Source organism: Stagnihabitans tardus (assembly GCF_009925085.1).
Classification (GTDB): Bacteria; Pseudomonadota; Alphaproteobacteria; order Rhodobacterales; family Rhodobacteraceae; genus Stagnihabitans; species Stagnihabitans tardus.
The window spans coordinates 1-13,204 of the sequence record NZ_JAABNR010000047.1; the positions used below are offsets into that span (position 1 = coordinate 1).

General features: G+C 66.2%; 13 protein-coding genes. 12 read left to right on the forward strand and 1 reads right to left on the reverse strand.

All coding sequences use genetic code 11. The annotated features are described in order from the left end of the window. A partial coding sequence (locus GV832_RS20970) for a transposase (protein WP_168776824.1) occupies positions 1-194 on the forward strand: 194 nt, incomplete at its 5' end. Between the two features lie 28 nt (positions 195-222). Beyond that, a complete protein-coding gene (locus GV832_RS22615) occupies positions 223-987 on the forward strand; it encodes a PfkB family carbohydrate kinase (protein WP_354002002.1) in 765 nt (254 codons plus the stop codon). On the opposite strand, the gene GV832_RS20980 is transcribed toward GV832_RS22615, so the two are convergent. Then, the gene (locus GV832_RS20980) at positions 988-1,881 is read right to left on the reverse strand and encodes a LysR substrate-binding domain-containing protein (RefSeq protein ID WP_168776826.1); all 894 of its coding nucleotides are present in this window, start codon (positions 1,879-1,881) and stop codon (positions 988-990) included. It abuts the gene before it with no gap. 90 nt (positions 1,882-1,971) lie between these two features. On the opposite strand from GV832_RS20980, the gene GV832_RS20985 reads away from it, so the two are divergent. The 10 genes from GV832_RS20985 (at position 1,972) to GV832_RS21030 (ending at position 13,094) form a co-directional block, all read left to right on the forward strand. Continuing rightward, a complete protein-coding gene (locus tag GV832_RS20985; RefSeq protein ID WP_168776827.1) occupies positions 1,972-3,117 on the forward strand; it encodes a pyridoxal phosphate-dependent aminotransferase in 1,146 nt (381 codons plus the stop codon). Further along, a complete protein-coding gene (locus GV832_RS20990; protein ID WP_168776828.1) occupies positions 3,117-5,291 on the forward strand; it encodes a thiamine pyrophosphate-dependent enzyme in 2,175 nt (724 codons plus the stop codon). The genes GV832_RS20985 and GV832_RS20990 overlap by 1 nt, the downstream gene beginning before the upstream one ends. Further along, the gene (locus GV832_RS20995) at positions 5,288-6,298 is read left to right on the forward strand and encodes an ACP S-malonyltransferase (RefSeq protein WP_168776829.1); all 1,011 of its coding nucleotides are present in this window, start codon (positions 5,288-5,290) and stop codon (positions 6,296-6,298) included. The genes GV832_RS20990 and GV832_RS20995 overlap by 4 nt, the downstream gene beginning before the upstream one ends. Next, positions 6,295-7,755, forward strand: a complete 1,461-nt coding sequence (amaB, locus tag GV832_RS21000; protein WP_168776830.1) for an L-piperidine-6-carboxylate dehydrogenase — start codon at positions 6,295-6,297, stop codon at positions 7,753-7,755. The genes GV832_RS20995 and amaB overlap by 4 nt, the downstream gene beginning before the upstream one ends. A 53-nt stretch (positions 7,756-7,808) precedes the next feature. Further along, entirely contained in the window at positions 7,809-8,534 is a 726-nt protein-coding gene (locus GV832_RS21005) for a GntR family transcriptional regulator (RefSeq protein ID WP_168776831.1), read from the forward strand. 103 nt (positions 8,535-8,637) lie between these two features. Next, positions 8,638-9,456 (forward strand): transporter substrate-binding domain-containing protein, encoded by an 819-nt coding sequence (locus tag GV832_RS21010; RefSeq protein ID WP_168776832.1) that lies wholly within the window; start codon positions 8,638-8,640, stop codon positions 9,454-9,456. Between the two features lie 99 nt (positions 9,457-9,555). After that, positions 9,556-10,836: an NAD(P)/FAD-dependent oxidoreductase gene (locus GV832_RS21015; RefSeq protein ID WP_168776833.1), complete on the forward strand. Its 1,281-nt coding sequence runs from the start codon at positions 9,556-9,558 to the stop codon at positions 10,834-10,836. Next, positions 10,833-11,780, forward strand: coding sequence for an amino acid ABC transporter permease (locus GV832_RS21020; protein WP_168776834.1), 948 nt, complete (start codon positions 10,833-10,835; stop codon positions 11,778-11,780). The genes GV832_RS21015 and GV832_RS21020 overlap by 4 nt, the downstream gene beginning before the upstream one ends. Then, positions 11,770-12,510 carry an amino acid ABC transporter ATP-binding protein gene (locus GV832_RS21025; RefSeq protein ID WP_168776835.1) on the forward strand — a complete coding sequence of 247 codons (741 nt, stop codon included), beginning with the start codon at positions 11,770-11,772 and terminating at the stop codon, positions 12,508-12,510. The genes GV832_RS21020 and GV832_RS21025 overlap by 11 nt, the downstream gene beginning before the upstream one ends. A 26-nt stretch (positions 12,511-12,536) precedes the next feature. After that, entirely contained in the window at positions 12,537-13,094 is a 558-nt protein-coding gene (locus tag GV832_RS21030; RefSeq protein ID WP_168776836.1) for a LacI family DNA-binding transcriptional regulator, read from the forward strand. Positions 13,095-13,204: the final 110 nt, after the last annotated feature.

Sequence of the window (13,204 nt, forward strand, 5' to 3'; positions counted from 1 at the left end):
CGCCCATCGTGCGGTTCGCCCGAACCTTGAACAGAGACATTGATGCGGTCAGGAATGCGATCGAAATGGAGTGGAGCAATGGTCAAGCCGAAGGCCAGATCAACCGATTGAAGACCTTGAAGCGCGCAATGTATGGGCGAGCCGGCCCGAACTTGCTCAGGGCCCGAATGCTCCCTCTGCACCACACAAATTGAGGATGACCCTCATTAAGGGCAACGCGACATCTATTACCCCGGCGGCAATGCCTTGAACGTGGCGGTCCTGGCGCGGTGCGCGGGCCTTGCCGCCGTGGATTACATGGGCATCCTCGGCAATGACGCCCCCGCCGCCCATGTCGAGGCCGCGATACGGGCCGAGGGGCTCTCGACCCATCTTTTGCGCCGGGTGCAGGGCGAAAACGGCCTGGCGCGTGTGACCCATGATGCCTCGGGCGACCGGGTCTTCCTGGGTTCGAACCGGGGTGGCATCCGGCGCAAGCTGATGCTGCGGATGGACGCCGATGACCTCGACGAGATCGGGGGCGCGGCCTTCGTCCATTCCAGCTGCTTCAGCTATATCGAGCCCGAGTTGCCACGCATCCGGGCGGCGGCCCGGGCGCTGTCCTTTGACTTTTCGACCGAACAGGACCCGGATTACCTGGGCCTTGTGGCGCCCCATCTCTCGCTGGCCTTCCTGTCGGGATCGGGCCTGTCGATCATGCATCTGCGCGACTTGGCGCATCGGCTCTTGGACCTGGGGACGGGGGCGGTCTGCATCACCCGCGGGGCCGAGGGCGCCTATTGGACCGATGGCGCGCAGGAATATCTGCAGCCGAGCCTCCCGGCCGAGGTCCGCGACACGATGGGGGCGGGGGACGCCTTTATTGCGGGATATCTTGCGGCCACGATCGAGGGCGCGGCCCCGGCCCCGGCGCTGGCACGGGGGGCCGAACATGCCGCGCTGGCCTGTTCCTGGCCCGGCGCCTGGGGCCATCCGCATCCGGCCTGATCAGGCCCGCGCCGCAAGCCAGCTGGACAATTTCTCCAAGGCGCGGCTGGCCGGGCGATATTCGGGCCTTACCAGCCAATAGCTGCCCTCCAGCGCCAGGTAGTCCGGCGACAGCGCGCAAAGCCTGTGGGCATAGGCCTCGGATGTGGCCAGAAAGCGCGGCAAAAGCGCCACGCCCTGGCCAAGCGCCGCAGCCTCGGCCAGGTGCGAGAACTGGTCAAACAGGCCGCCCGAGACGCCCTTGGCCGCGACACCCCGGCGCGCGAACCAATCCTCCCAGGCGCCGGGGCGGCTTTCCAGATGCAAGAGCGGCAGGTCCAAAAGGGCGGCGGGATCGGCGCGCAGGGCCTCGGCCCTTGCACCGATCAGCCGTTCCGAGGCCATGGGCATGATCGCCTCGCGGTCCAGCTGCTGATAGGTCACGCCCTGCCAATCCTGCTTGCCGTAATGGATTGCCGCATCGAACCTTTCGCGGCCAAAGTCGAAGGGCGCCAACCGGGTCGAGAGGTTGACCGTGATCCCGGGATGGGCCTCGACAAAGCCCTGCAGCCTTGGCAGCAGCCAATGCTGGCCAAAGGCGGGCAGCACGGCGAGGTTCACGGCCCGGCTTTGCCCGGCAGAGGCAAGGCGCTGGCTGGCCCGCGCCAGATCCTGCAGATAGTCGCGGATCGTATCGACATAATCCTGCCCCGCAGGCGTCAGGATCAGCGCCTTGCCCTCGCGGCGAAAGAGCGGCACGCTGATCTGTTCTTCCAGCACTTTCAACTGACGGCTGACCGCCGAATGTGTCAGCGCCAGTTCGTCAGCCGCCGCCGTGGCGGTGCCCAGCCGCGCCACGGCCTCCAGCGCCAGCAGGGACGAGACCGAGGGCAGAAAGCGTCTTGGGGCCAGCATGTGAGTTTTTCTCCAGTATGAGGAGAAACCATCGCTCATTTTCCGGCGCATCTCCAGATAGGCTGGAGGGGAATCTACAGGAGCAGGCGGATGACATTTCGGCGGTCGGACAGGGTGGCGGGGATCGAATTGTCCGAGATCGTGCAGATCACCGAAAGGGCTGCGGCGCTAAAGGCCATGGGCCGCGATGTGGTGGCGCTTTCGACCGGAGAGCCGGATTTCCCCACGCCCCCCCATGTGATCGAGGCGGCGCATCAGGCGGCGCTTGCGGGCAAGACGCGCTATACGGCGACCGCGGGCACCGCCGATCTGCGCGCGGCGATTGCGGCGGATGCGGGTTGGGGCAGCGTGATCGTCTCGACCGGGGCCAAGCAGGTCATCGCCAATGCCATGCTGGCGACGCTGAACCCCGGCGATCAGGTGGTGATCCCGGCGCCCTATTGGACCAGCTATTCCGACATCGTATCGCTGGCGGGCGGCGTGCCGGTCGTGGTGGCCTGCGGGGCGGATCAGGGCTTCAAACTCTCACCCGAGGCCTTGGAGGCGGCGCTGACGCCCCAGACCCGCTGGCTGATGCTGAACGCGCCCTCGAACCCCACGGGCGCGATCTATTCGGTGCCCGAGATGCGGGCCCTGGCCGAGGTGCTGTCGCGCCATCCCCAGGTCTGGGTCCTGTCGGATGAGATCTATGAGCATCTGAATTTCATCCCCTTCACTCGTTTTGCCGATGCGGTGCCGGGCCTGCGCGACCGGCTTTTGACGGTGAATGGCGTGGCAAAGGCTTGGTCGATGACGGGGTGGCGGATCGGCTGGGGGATCGGGCCTGCGCCCCTGATCGCGGCCATGGGCGCGGTGCAGGGCCAGCTGACCTCGGGGGCGAATTCCCTGGCCCAGGCGGCGGCCTTGGCTGCGCTGACCGGCCCGTCCGATCTGCTGGACACAAGGCGTCAGGTTCTGCGCGCCCGCCGCGACCGCGTGGTGGCGGCGCTGAACGCCATGCCCGGCGTCGATTGCCCCATGCCCGATGGCGCCTTCTATGTCTTCCCGCGCCTGACCCTGCCGGGGCAGCCTGATGACGCCGCGCTCTGTCACTGGCTTTTGGAGGCGCACGGCCTCGCCATCGTCCCCGGCCGCGCCTTCGACCTTGCGGGCCATGCGCGGATTTCCTTCGCCTATGGCCAGGCCGATCTTGACCGCGGCCTTACCCGCCTTGCCGCCGCATTGGAGGGCCGCTGATGGACCGCGCCGCAATCGTGCATGAGGCTTTTCGGGGCCGGGTGGCCTCGGGCGATCTGCCCCAGGGTCGGGCGCCTGGGGGGCCGCTGATGGCGGAATTGGCCGTGCAGGCCTTTCGGGCGGGCTGTCTGACGCGGGCTTTGGACAGGCAAAGCCGCGTCATGAGCCGGGCGGGGCAGGGGTTTTACACGATCGGCTCCTCGGGGCATGAGGCCATGGCCGCCGTGGCCCTGGCCTTGCTGCCCGGTGACATGGCCTTTCTGCATTACCGCGATGCGGCCTTTCAGATTGCCCGCGCAGGGCAAGTGCCGGGACAGACCCCGGCCTGGGACATGCTTCTGTCTTTCGCCTCCTCCTCGGAGGATCCGATTTCCGGCGGGCGGCACAAGGTTCTGGGGTCACGGGCGCTGATGATCCCGCCGCAGACCTCGACCATCGCCAGCCACCTGCCCAAGGCGGTGGGCGCGGCCTATTCCATCGGCGCCGCCCGCCGCCACCGCCCGGAACATGCGCTGATGGCGGATGATGCGCTGGTCATGTGCAGCTTTGGCGATGCCTCCGCCAATCACTCCACCGCCCAGGGCGCCTTCAACACGGCGGGCTGGACCGCCTATCAGGGCATCCCCCTGCCCCTGATGTTCGTCTGCGAGGACAATGGCATCGGCATTTCCACCAAGACCCCGCGCGGCTGGATCGAGGCGGGGTTTCGCGCCCGCCCGGGGATAAAATACTTTCAGGCCGATGGGCTGGACATCTATGACACCTTCCGCGTGGCCGCCGAGGCCGCCGATTACATCCGCACCCGCCGCAAACCCGCTTTCCTGCATCTGCGCACCATAAGGCTTTACGGCCATGCCGGGGCCGATATCCCCACGACTTATCTCTCCCGCGAAGAGGTCGAGGCCGAAGAGGCCCAGGACCCGCTCTTGCACTCCGTCCGCCTTCTGGCCGAGGCCGGGGTGATGGCCGTGCCCGAGGCTTTGGAGGTCTATAACCAGGCCATGGCCCGCGTCGCGCGCCTTGCGGCCGAGGTCGTGACAAGGCCGCGGCTTTCGACGGCCGAGGGGGTGATGGCCTCGATCCTCCCGCCCAAACGGGCGAACCGGCCGACGAATGGCTCCGACCGGGATGCGGTCTTTGGGTCGGATATCAAGCAGATGGCCGAACCCCAACCCATGTCGCGGCTGATCAACTGGGCGCTGACCGATCTGATGGCGGCCCATCCCGAACTGGTGATGATGGGCGAGGATATCGGGCGCAAGGGCGGTGTTTATGGCGTCACGCAAAAGCTGCAGGCGCGCTTTGGCGCCGACCGGATGATCGACACGCTCTTGGACGAACAGGCGATCCTGGGCCTGGCCATCGGCATGGCGCAGAACGGGTTCGTGCCGCTGCCCGAGATCCAGTTCCTCGCCTATCTGCACAATGCCGAAGACCAGATCCGGGGTGAGGCTGCGACTTTGCCCTTCTTTTCCAACGGGCAGTTCACCAATCCGATGGTGCTGCGGATTGCGGGCTTGGGCTACCAAAAGGGCTTTGGCGGGCATTTCCACAATGACAACTCCCTGGCCGTGCTGCGCGACATTCCGGGGGTGATATTGGCCGTGCCCTCGAACGGCGCCGATGCTGCGATGATGCTGCGCGAATGCGTGCGGCTGGCGCGCGAGGAGCAGAGGGTTGTGGCCTTCGTCGAGCCCATCGCGCTTTACCCGATGCGGGATTTGCACGCGGACAAGGATGGGCTCTGGATGCGGCATTACCCCGAGCCCTCCCGACTGATCCCGCTGGGCCAGGTCGGAAGCACGGGCTCCGGCGACTGTGCCATAGTTACCTTCGGCAACGGGGTCTATCTGGCCAACCAGGCAAAGGCGGAGCTGGAGGCGGCGGGGGTGCCCATCCGCATCATCGACACGCGCTGGCTTTCCCCCTTGCCCAAAGAGGCGCTGACCGAGGCGGTGGCAGGCTGCTCCCATATCCTGGTCCTGGACGAGACGCGCCATTCCGGCGGTGTGGCCGAGGCCCTGATGGCGCATTTCCATGAGACCTCCGGGGCGAAGCTCGCCCGCTTGACGGCCAAGGACAGTTTCATCGCCACAGGGCCCGCCTATGCGGCGACGATGCCCGGCAAGGCCGATGTGGTGGCGGCGGTCCTGAACCTGACAGGTGCCAAATGACCCGCAAAACCGCCGTCGTCATCTGCCCCGGGCGCGGGACCTATAATGCGACCGAACTGGGCTATCTGTCCCGGCACTTCCCCGATGCGGGGCTTTTGTCGCGCTTCGAGGCGCTGCGGGCGGGGCAAGAGAGCCTCTCCGACCTCGATGGTGCCGCCAGCTTTTCGCTCTCGCGCCATGGGCGGGGCGACAATGCCTCGTTGCTGATCTATGCGGCGAGCTATGGGGATTTTCTGTCGCTTGACCTCGATGTGGTCGCGGTTACCGGCAATTCCATGGGCTGGTATACGGCGCTGGCCTGTGCGGGGGCGGTGACGCCCGAGCACGGGTTCCAGATCGCGAACACCATGGGCCGCTTGATGGCAGAGGCCCCCGGCGGCCAGCTGATCCATCCCCATATGGGCGAGGACTGGCGCCCCGATCCCGCCCGCAAGGCGGCGCTTCTGGCGCGGGTCACCGAGATCGCCACGCGGCAGGGTCACACCCTGGCGCTGTCGATCGACCTGGGCGGCTTCCTGGTCCTCGCGGGCAATGAGGCGGGGCTGAAGGCCTTTGAATCTGCCACCCCGCGCGAGGGCCGCTTTCCTCTGCGCCTGGCCCATCACGCGGCCTTTCACACGGGCCTGATGGCGCCCATCGCCGCCAAGGGCCGCGAGTTGCTGCCCGAGAGCCTTTTCGCGACACCGCGCCTGCCCCTGATCGACGGGCGCGGCCAGACCTGGTGGCCTGGCGCGCAAACGCCCGGCCAGATCCGCGACTATACGCTGGGCCATCAGGTGACCGAGGCCTATGACTTCACCGCCGCCATCCGCTCTGCCGCCCGCGACTTCGCCCCCGATCTCTTCGTCCTGACCGGGCCGGGCGCGACGCTCGGCGGCGCCGCGCTGCAGGCGCTGATCCTGTCGAACTGGCGTGGCCTTTCCTGCAAAGCCGATGCCCAGGCGCAAAACCCCCTTCTCTCCATGGCGCTGCCTGATCAGCGCATCCTCACCGGAGCCCCATCATGATCTCTCCCCTGCTGTCGCTGACCCATGGCACAATGCCGGTCTTTTCCCCCATCGACGGGGCCGAGATCGCCCGCGCCCCCGAGGCCGACCCCGCCCTGATGCCCGAGGTCATCGCCCGTGCGACCTCGGCCTTCCGGGCCTGGCGCGAGGTCCCCGCGCCGCGGCGGGGCGAGCTGATCCGGCTTTTGGGCGAGGAGCTGCGGGCCGCCAAGGCAGACCTCGGCGCGTTGGTGACGCTGGAAGTGGGCAAGATCACCTCGGAGGGCCTGGGCGAGGTCCAGGAGATGATCGACATCTGCGATTTCGCGGTCGGTCTGTCGCGCCAGCTGTACGGCCTGACGATTGCCAGCGAACGTCCGGGCCATCGCATGGCCGAGACCTGGCATCCGATCGGCCCGGTTGGGGTGATCACCGCCTTCAACTTTCCGGTGGCGGTCTGGGCCTGGAATGCGGCTCTGGCGCTGGTTTGCGGCAATCCGGTGATCTGGAAACCATCCGAGAAGACGCCGCTGACCGCCTTGGCCACGCAAGCGATCTTTGACCGGGCGCTGGCGCGGTTCGGCGATGCGCCCGAGGGGCTGGCCCAGCTGGTCATCGGCGGGCCTGCTTTGGGCGAGGCGCTGGTGGAAAGCCGCATGGTGCCAGTGATCTCGGCCACCGGGTCCACGCGGATGGGGGCATCGGTGGGGCCTGCCGTGATGGCGCGCTGGGGAAGGCCGATCCTGGAGCTTGGCGGCAACAATGCGATGATCGTGGCGCCTTCGGCGGACCTCGATATGGCGGTGCGAGCGATTGTCTTTGGCGCAGTGGGCACGGCGGGGCAGCGCTGCACTTCGCTGCGCCGCCTGATCGTGCATCGGTCCTTGCAGGATGACCTGGTGGCGCGGCTGGTCAAGGCCTATGCCAGCCTGCCCGTGGGCGATCCGCGCGCGCCCGGCACCCTGATCGGGCCGCTGATCGATCAGGCCGCCCGCGCCCGGATGCTGGCCCAACTGGACCGCGCAAGGGCCGAGGGTGGGGTCGTTCATGGCGGCATCGCGTTGGAAGGACCCGGCGCCTATGTCACTCCGGCCCTTGTGGTCATGCCTGCCCAGACCGAGACCGTGAGGGAGGAATGCTTTGCGCCGATCCTTTATGTCCTGACCTATGACGACTTCGATCAGGCCATGGCCTTGCAAAACGACGTCCCCCAGGGCCTGTCCTCCTGCATCTTCACCCTGAACCTGCGCGAGGCCGAGGCCTTCCTCTCGGCCTCCGGTTCCGACTGCGGCATTGCCAATGTCAACATCGGGCCTTCGGGCGCCGAGATCGGCGGGGCCTTTGGCGGCGAGAAGGAGACCGGCGGCGGACGCGAAAGCGGATCCGACGCCTGGAAGGGCTATATGCGCCGCCAAACCTCGACCGTGAATTACTCGGCCAAGCTGCCCTTGGCCCAAGGCGTCAGGTTCGATGTCTGATGTGGACCTCTGCGCCCCATCAGGCCTATCATGGCCCAAACATAGGGGGCCATTTGGGGCAGGGGCGCGACATATCGGCTGCGGCGCGGATACGCGACCAGTTGCGCGACTGGATCCGCGCCGAGGGTCTGCGGCCGGGCGACCGCCTGCCCACCGAGGCAGAGCTGACCGCCCGCTTTGGCGTCTCGCGCCCGGCGCTGCGCGAGGCGCTGAAGGGGATGGAGCTGGACGGCATGATCGCCGCCCAAAGGGGCAGTGGGCGCTATGTGGCTCCGGCCATGGCGGTGCAGGTCGAACGTCCGATCACCGCCTTCGAAAGCGTGACCGAGATGCTGGGCCGCGCGGGCCATCGGCCGCAGACGCGGCTCTTGCAGGCGGGCAGGGTCCCCTCCCCGCCCGATGTGGCCGCAGCACTGGGCCTGGCCGAGGATTCCCCGGTGTGGCGGCTGGAAAAGCTGCGCTTGATCGAGGGTCAACCGCTGCTTTACAGCCTGGAATACCTGCCGCTGGCGCTTTTGCCGCCCGATCATCCGGTCTTCGACTGGTCAGGCTCGCTGATGGCGCTGATGCAGGGGCTGGGGTTGGCCCCGGTCATGTCGAGAGCCACGGTTTCGGCCGTGGGCCCGCCCGAGACCCAGGCCGATCTGGGCTCCCTAGGCGCGGGCGGCCCGCTCTTGTTGGTGGCCGAGACCTGTTTCACCGCGGCCGGACAGGCCGTCATCCGCTCGCTCATCTATCACGCGGGCCATCAGTTCAGCTTCAGTTTTGCGCGCAAATGACCCCGGCACGCAAAGCGCCATCTTGGGCGTTGACAGCAGGATGCCTGCTGTTTCTAGTGGGTAAAGTTGTCTGACAACTTGTCAAAACATCAGGGAGGATGGAATGAAAAAGATCATCACCACGCTGGCTGCCTTGGCGCTATCCAGCACCGCCGCCTGGGCCGGAGAGACGCTGGACCGCGTCATGTCGGCCAAGGAATTGGTCGTGGCCACCAATGCCGGCTGGCCGCCGCAAAGCTATCTGGACGACAACAACGAGATGGTGGGGTTCGACATCGACGTGGCGCGTGAGATCGCCACGCGCCTGGGCGTCGAGGTCCGCTTTGAGACCCCCGATTGGGCCACCTTGACGGGCGGGCGCTGGCAGGGGCGCTATGACCTTGGCGTGGGCTCGGTGACGCCGACCAAGGCGCGGGCCCAGGTCATCGACTTTGCGGGCATCTATTACTACAGCCCCTATGTCTATGTCCTGCACCAGGACAGCACGGCGGCGACCGTGGCGGACCTGAACGGCAAGAAGATCGGGGTCGAAACCGCCACGACCTCGGAAGACTTCATCAACCGCCGCCTGGAGATCGACGCGCCGGGCCTGCCGCCGATCGACTACAAGCTGGAGCCGGGCGAGATCCTGACCTATGCCGATTCCATGCTGCCCTTTGACGATCTGCGGCTGGGCGATGGGGTGCGGGTCGATGCAGTGATCGCGCCGGAACAGACCGCGATGAATGCGATCAAGAACGGCTATCCGGTCAAGATCCTTGAGGGCGAATATGCCTTCCGCGAGCCTCTGGTGGTGATCGGCGAAAAGACCGACCCGGAATGGACCGCCAAGGTCTCGGAAGTTCTGGCAGCGATGAAAGCCGATGGCACTTTGGCCAGCCTGACCACCAAATGGTATGGCAAGGACTACAGCGCGGATTGACCTGCGCGATGAACATGCCCTGGACCGCCCGTTAGGCGGTGCGATGAAGAAGCTCTGGACCGCCCCAAAGGCGGTCCGGGGTCCTTGGGAGGGGGAAAGATGGATTATCCGCAGACCTATTACCGTCAAAGCCTGGCCGAGACGCGGGCGCGTCCGGCGCTTTCCGGGCGGCATGAGACCGGCACGCTGATCATCGGCGGCGGGCTTGCGGGGCTGACCACCGCGCTGGAGCTGGCGCGGGCCGGCCAATCCGTGACGGTGATCGAGGCGCATCAGGTGGGCTTTGGCGCCTCGGGGCGCAATGGCGGCTTTGTGGGGCCCGGCTATGCGGCGGGGGATGACACGATCACCCGCCATGCCGGGACCGATGGCGCCCGCAGGCTCTGGGATCTTTCGGTCGAGGGGATGGAGCATATCCGTCAGACCATCACCGCGCTGGACATGCCGGGCGTGGCGCCCGAGACCGGGGTGCTCTCGGTCCGCCGCCATGATGACCCGGGGCTGAAATCCGCCCGCGACCAGATGGCGCGGGAGTTGAACTATCACCTCGATTACCTGCCGACCGAGGAATTGCGCAGCCTCCTGCGCTCGCGCCGCTATTTCCAGGCCTTGCGCGATGGCAATGCCTTTCACATCCACCCGCTGAACTATTTGCGCGGTCTGGCCGCCGAGATCGAAAGGCTGGGCGGCACGATCTTTGAACAAAGCCCGGCGACCGAGGCGCATCTGGCAGGTCCGGAAAAGCGCGTGGTCAGCCCCGGCGGAGAGATCCGCGCCGAAAGGGTCGTGCTGACCACCGGGGGCTATACCGATGGCCTGGTGCCGCGCCTGCGCCGTTCCATGCTGCAGATTGCCACCTATGTGATGCTGTCTGAACCCGCGCCCGATCGTCTCGCCCAGGTCATCGCGACGCGGCACGCCGTGGGCGACAACCGCCGCGCCGGGGATTACTACCGGTTGGTTGAAAATGGCACGCGGCTCTTGTGGGGAGGCCGCATCACCACCCGCGCCGCCGATATCCCCGGCATCACAAGGCAATTGCGCCATGAGATGGTGACAGTCTATCCCGAGCTTGCAGACCTGCGCACCGAATTGGCCTGGTCGGGGCTGATGGCCTATGCCCGCCACCTGATGCCGCAGGTGGGGCGCATGGGGCCGGGGGTCTGGCATGCCACGGCCTTTGGCGGCCATGGGCTGAACACCACGGCGATTGCGGGCAAAGTGGTGGCCGAGGATATCCTGGGCGCCTCGGACCGCATCCAGGCCTTTGCGCCCTTCGGCCTGACCTGGACGGGCGGCGCCATTGGCCTTCTGGCCGCGCAGCTGACCTATTGGAAGCTGCAGACCCAGGATTGGTGGCGGGAAAGGGCAGTCGCATGATGCGCTATCTTCTGGCCGATCCGGCCCGGCTGCGTCGCATCGGCTTGGGCTTTGGCTTTGTGATCCTGGTGGCCGTCTTGACCCTGGTGAACCAAAAGCCCTGGACGCCCGAGGCTTTGTCCGGTCTAAACCCCTGGGTCCTGCGCCTTGGCACCGCACTGGTCCTGGCACTGCTGGTCATGGCCAATATCCGCGCGCTTGGCCTCTTGCCGCGCGCGGCCCAGGTCTGGGGCGTCTGGATCGAACTTTTCCTTCTGCTGATGGCCTTCTTTTGGTCCTTTGACCTGTCCTTCTCCTTCATCGCCCGCAAGATCGGTTTCCTGATCACCCAGGGCGTGGCCATGACGCTTTATATCTCGGCGCTGTCGATCCTGATCGCCACGGTCATCGCCCTGGTGGGGGCGGTGGCCAAGATGTCGAAGAACGGGGTGATCTATGGGTTGGCCAGCTTTTACACCTCGCTCTTCCGCGGCCTGCCTTTGCTCATGCAGATCTACATCATCTACCTCGGCCTGCCGCAGGTCGGCTATGTGATCGGGGCCGTCCCCGCCGGGGTGCTCGCGCTGTCCTTGTGCTACGGCGCCTATATGACCGAGATCTTTCGCGCCGGCATCGAAAGCATCCCGCGCGGCCAGTCCGAGGGGGCAACCGCCCTTGGCCTCGCACCCGCGCAAAGCATGGTCCTTGTGATCCTGCCGCAGGCCATGCGCATCATCATCCCGCCCACCGGCAACCAGTTCATCGCCATGCTGAAGGACAGCTCCCTCGTCTCGGTCGTGGGCGTCTGGGAGCTGATGTATCTGGCGCGCACCCAAGGCCAGACCGAATTCCGCCATATCGAGATGCTGATCACCGCATCCATGATCTATTGGCTTTTGTCGATTGGCCTGGAATATGCCCAGTCCCGCATCGAGGCCCGCTTTGGGAGGTCCAATGCCCGCTGAACCGCTTGTCACGCTCTCGGGCGTCCACAAAAGCTTTGGCGCCTTCAAGGCGCTAAGCGATATCACGCTCTCGGTCGCGCCCGGGGAAAAGGTCGTGGTCTGCGGGCCCTCAGGGTCGGGGAAATCCACCATGATCCGCTGCATCAACGGGCTGGAGCCCTATCAGCAGGGCAAGATCACCGTCGCAGGCCGCTACCTGACCGAAGAAGAAGAGGTCGGCCGCGCCGTGCGCCAAGAGGTCGGCATGGTCTTTCAATCCTTCAACCTGTTCCCGCATCTGACGATCCTGGAAAACTGCATCCTTGCGCCGCAATGGGTGCAGGGCAAATCCCGCGACGAAGCGGTGGAAACTGCGCGGCGCTATTTAAAACGGGTCGATATCCTGGAACAGGCCGACAAATACCCGATCCAGCTTTCGGGCGGCCAGCAACAGCGCGTGGCCATCGCGCGCGCCCTGTGCATGGCGCCGCGGTTGATGCTGTTTGATGAACCGACCTCGGCCTTGGACCCCGAGATGGTCAAGGAAGTGCTGGACGTCATGACCGACCTTGCGCGCGAGGGGATGACGATGATCTGCGTGACCCATGAGATGGGCTTTGCCCAGGCTGTGGCCGACCGGGTGATCTTCATGGACCGCGGGCGGATCGTGGAACAGGCCCCGCCCCGGGCCTTCTTTACCGCGCCGCAATCGGCCCGGGCGCAAGAGTTCCTCGCGCAGCTTTTGCATTAAACCGCCCGCCATGCTAGGCGGTCCGCATGGCAGAGGGATCAGAACAGGGCGCGCCCCGGCGCGCCACGCTCAAGGATGTGGCCGCGCTGGCCGGGGTCTCCCGGGCCACGGCGGCGCGGGCCTTGAACAGCTATGGCTATGTCGGCGAAGACGCCGCCGAAAAGGTCCGCGCCGCCGCCGAGACCCTGGGCTATCACGGCAACCGCGTGGCCCAGGCCCTGCGCCAGGGGCAATTGCCGCTGGTGGGCTTTGTGCCGGGCGACATCCAGAACCCTTTCTTTGCCCGTGTCGCCCATGACATCGACGTCGAATTACGCGGCAAGCGGTTCAGCCTGATCATCGCCTCCTCGGAGGAGGACCTGACCCAGGAGCGCGCGCTTGTCGGCAATCTTTTGGCGCTGAATGTCCGGGGGCTGATCGTGGCTCCGGCCTCGGACGCCGATCACCGCCACCTGGTGCAGGCGGCCGGGGAAATGCCCCTGGTGCTGATCGACCGCGACCTGAACCTGCCCTGTGACAGCATCACCGTCGACAACCAGGGCGGCGCTTGCGAGGCCGTGGCCTGGCTGTCGCGTAGCCCTTAAATGGGGTCATCCTCAATTTGTGTGTCACGGTCTGACCGAGCTTCACAGATTGAAGGGATCAGGCCGTGGTATCGAAGAAGCATTGGGCTCCAACCGCCAGTGTGGAGGTT

What these genes read in the sequence shown, in the direction of transcription:
- GV832_RS21020 (WP_168776834.1), top strand. Translation starts at nt 10,833, where the DNA reads ATGATGCGCTATCTTCTGGCCGATCCGGCCCGGCTGCGTCGCATCGGC.
- GV832_RS21010 (WP_168776832.1), top strand. Translation starts at nt 8,638, where the DNA reads ATGAAAAAGATCATCACCACGCTGGCTGCCTTGGCGCTATCCAGCACC.
- GV832_RS21030 (WP_168776836.1), top strand. Translation starts at nt 12,537, where the DNA reads ATGGCAGAGGGATCAGAACAGGGCGCGCCCCGGCGCGCCACGCTCAAG.
- amaB (WP_168776830.1), top strand. Translation starts at nt 6,295, where the DNA reads ATGATCTCTCCCCTGCTGTCGCTGACCCATGGCACAATGCCGGTCTTT.
- GV832_RS20980 (WP_168776826.1), bottom strand. Translation starts at nt 1,881, where the DNA reads ATGCTGGCCCCAAGACGCTTTCTGCCCTCGGTCTCGTCCCTGCTGGCG.
- GV832_RS20995 (WP_168776829.1), top strand. Translation starts at nt 5,288, where the DNA reads ATGACCCGCAAAACCGCCGTCGTCATCTGCCCCGGGCGCGGGACCTAT.
- GV832_RS21025 (WP_168776835.1), top strand. Translation starts at nt 11,770, where the DNA reads ATGCCCGCTGAACCGCTTGTCACGCTCTCGGGCGTCCACAAAAGCTTT.
- GV832_RS20990 (WP_168776828.1), top strand. Translation starts at nt 3,117, where the DNA reads ATGGACCGCGCCGCAATCGTGCATGAGGCTTTTCGGGGCCGGGTGGCC.
- GV832_RS20985 (WP_168776827.1), top strand. Translation starts at nt 1,972, where the DNA reads ATGACATTTCGGCGGTCGGACAGGGTGGCGGGGATCGAATTGTCCGAG.
- GV832_RS21015 (WP_168776833.1), top strand. Translation starts at nt 9,556, where the DNA reads ATGGATTATCCGCAGACCTATTACCGTCAAAGCCTGGCCGAGACGCGG.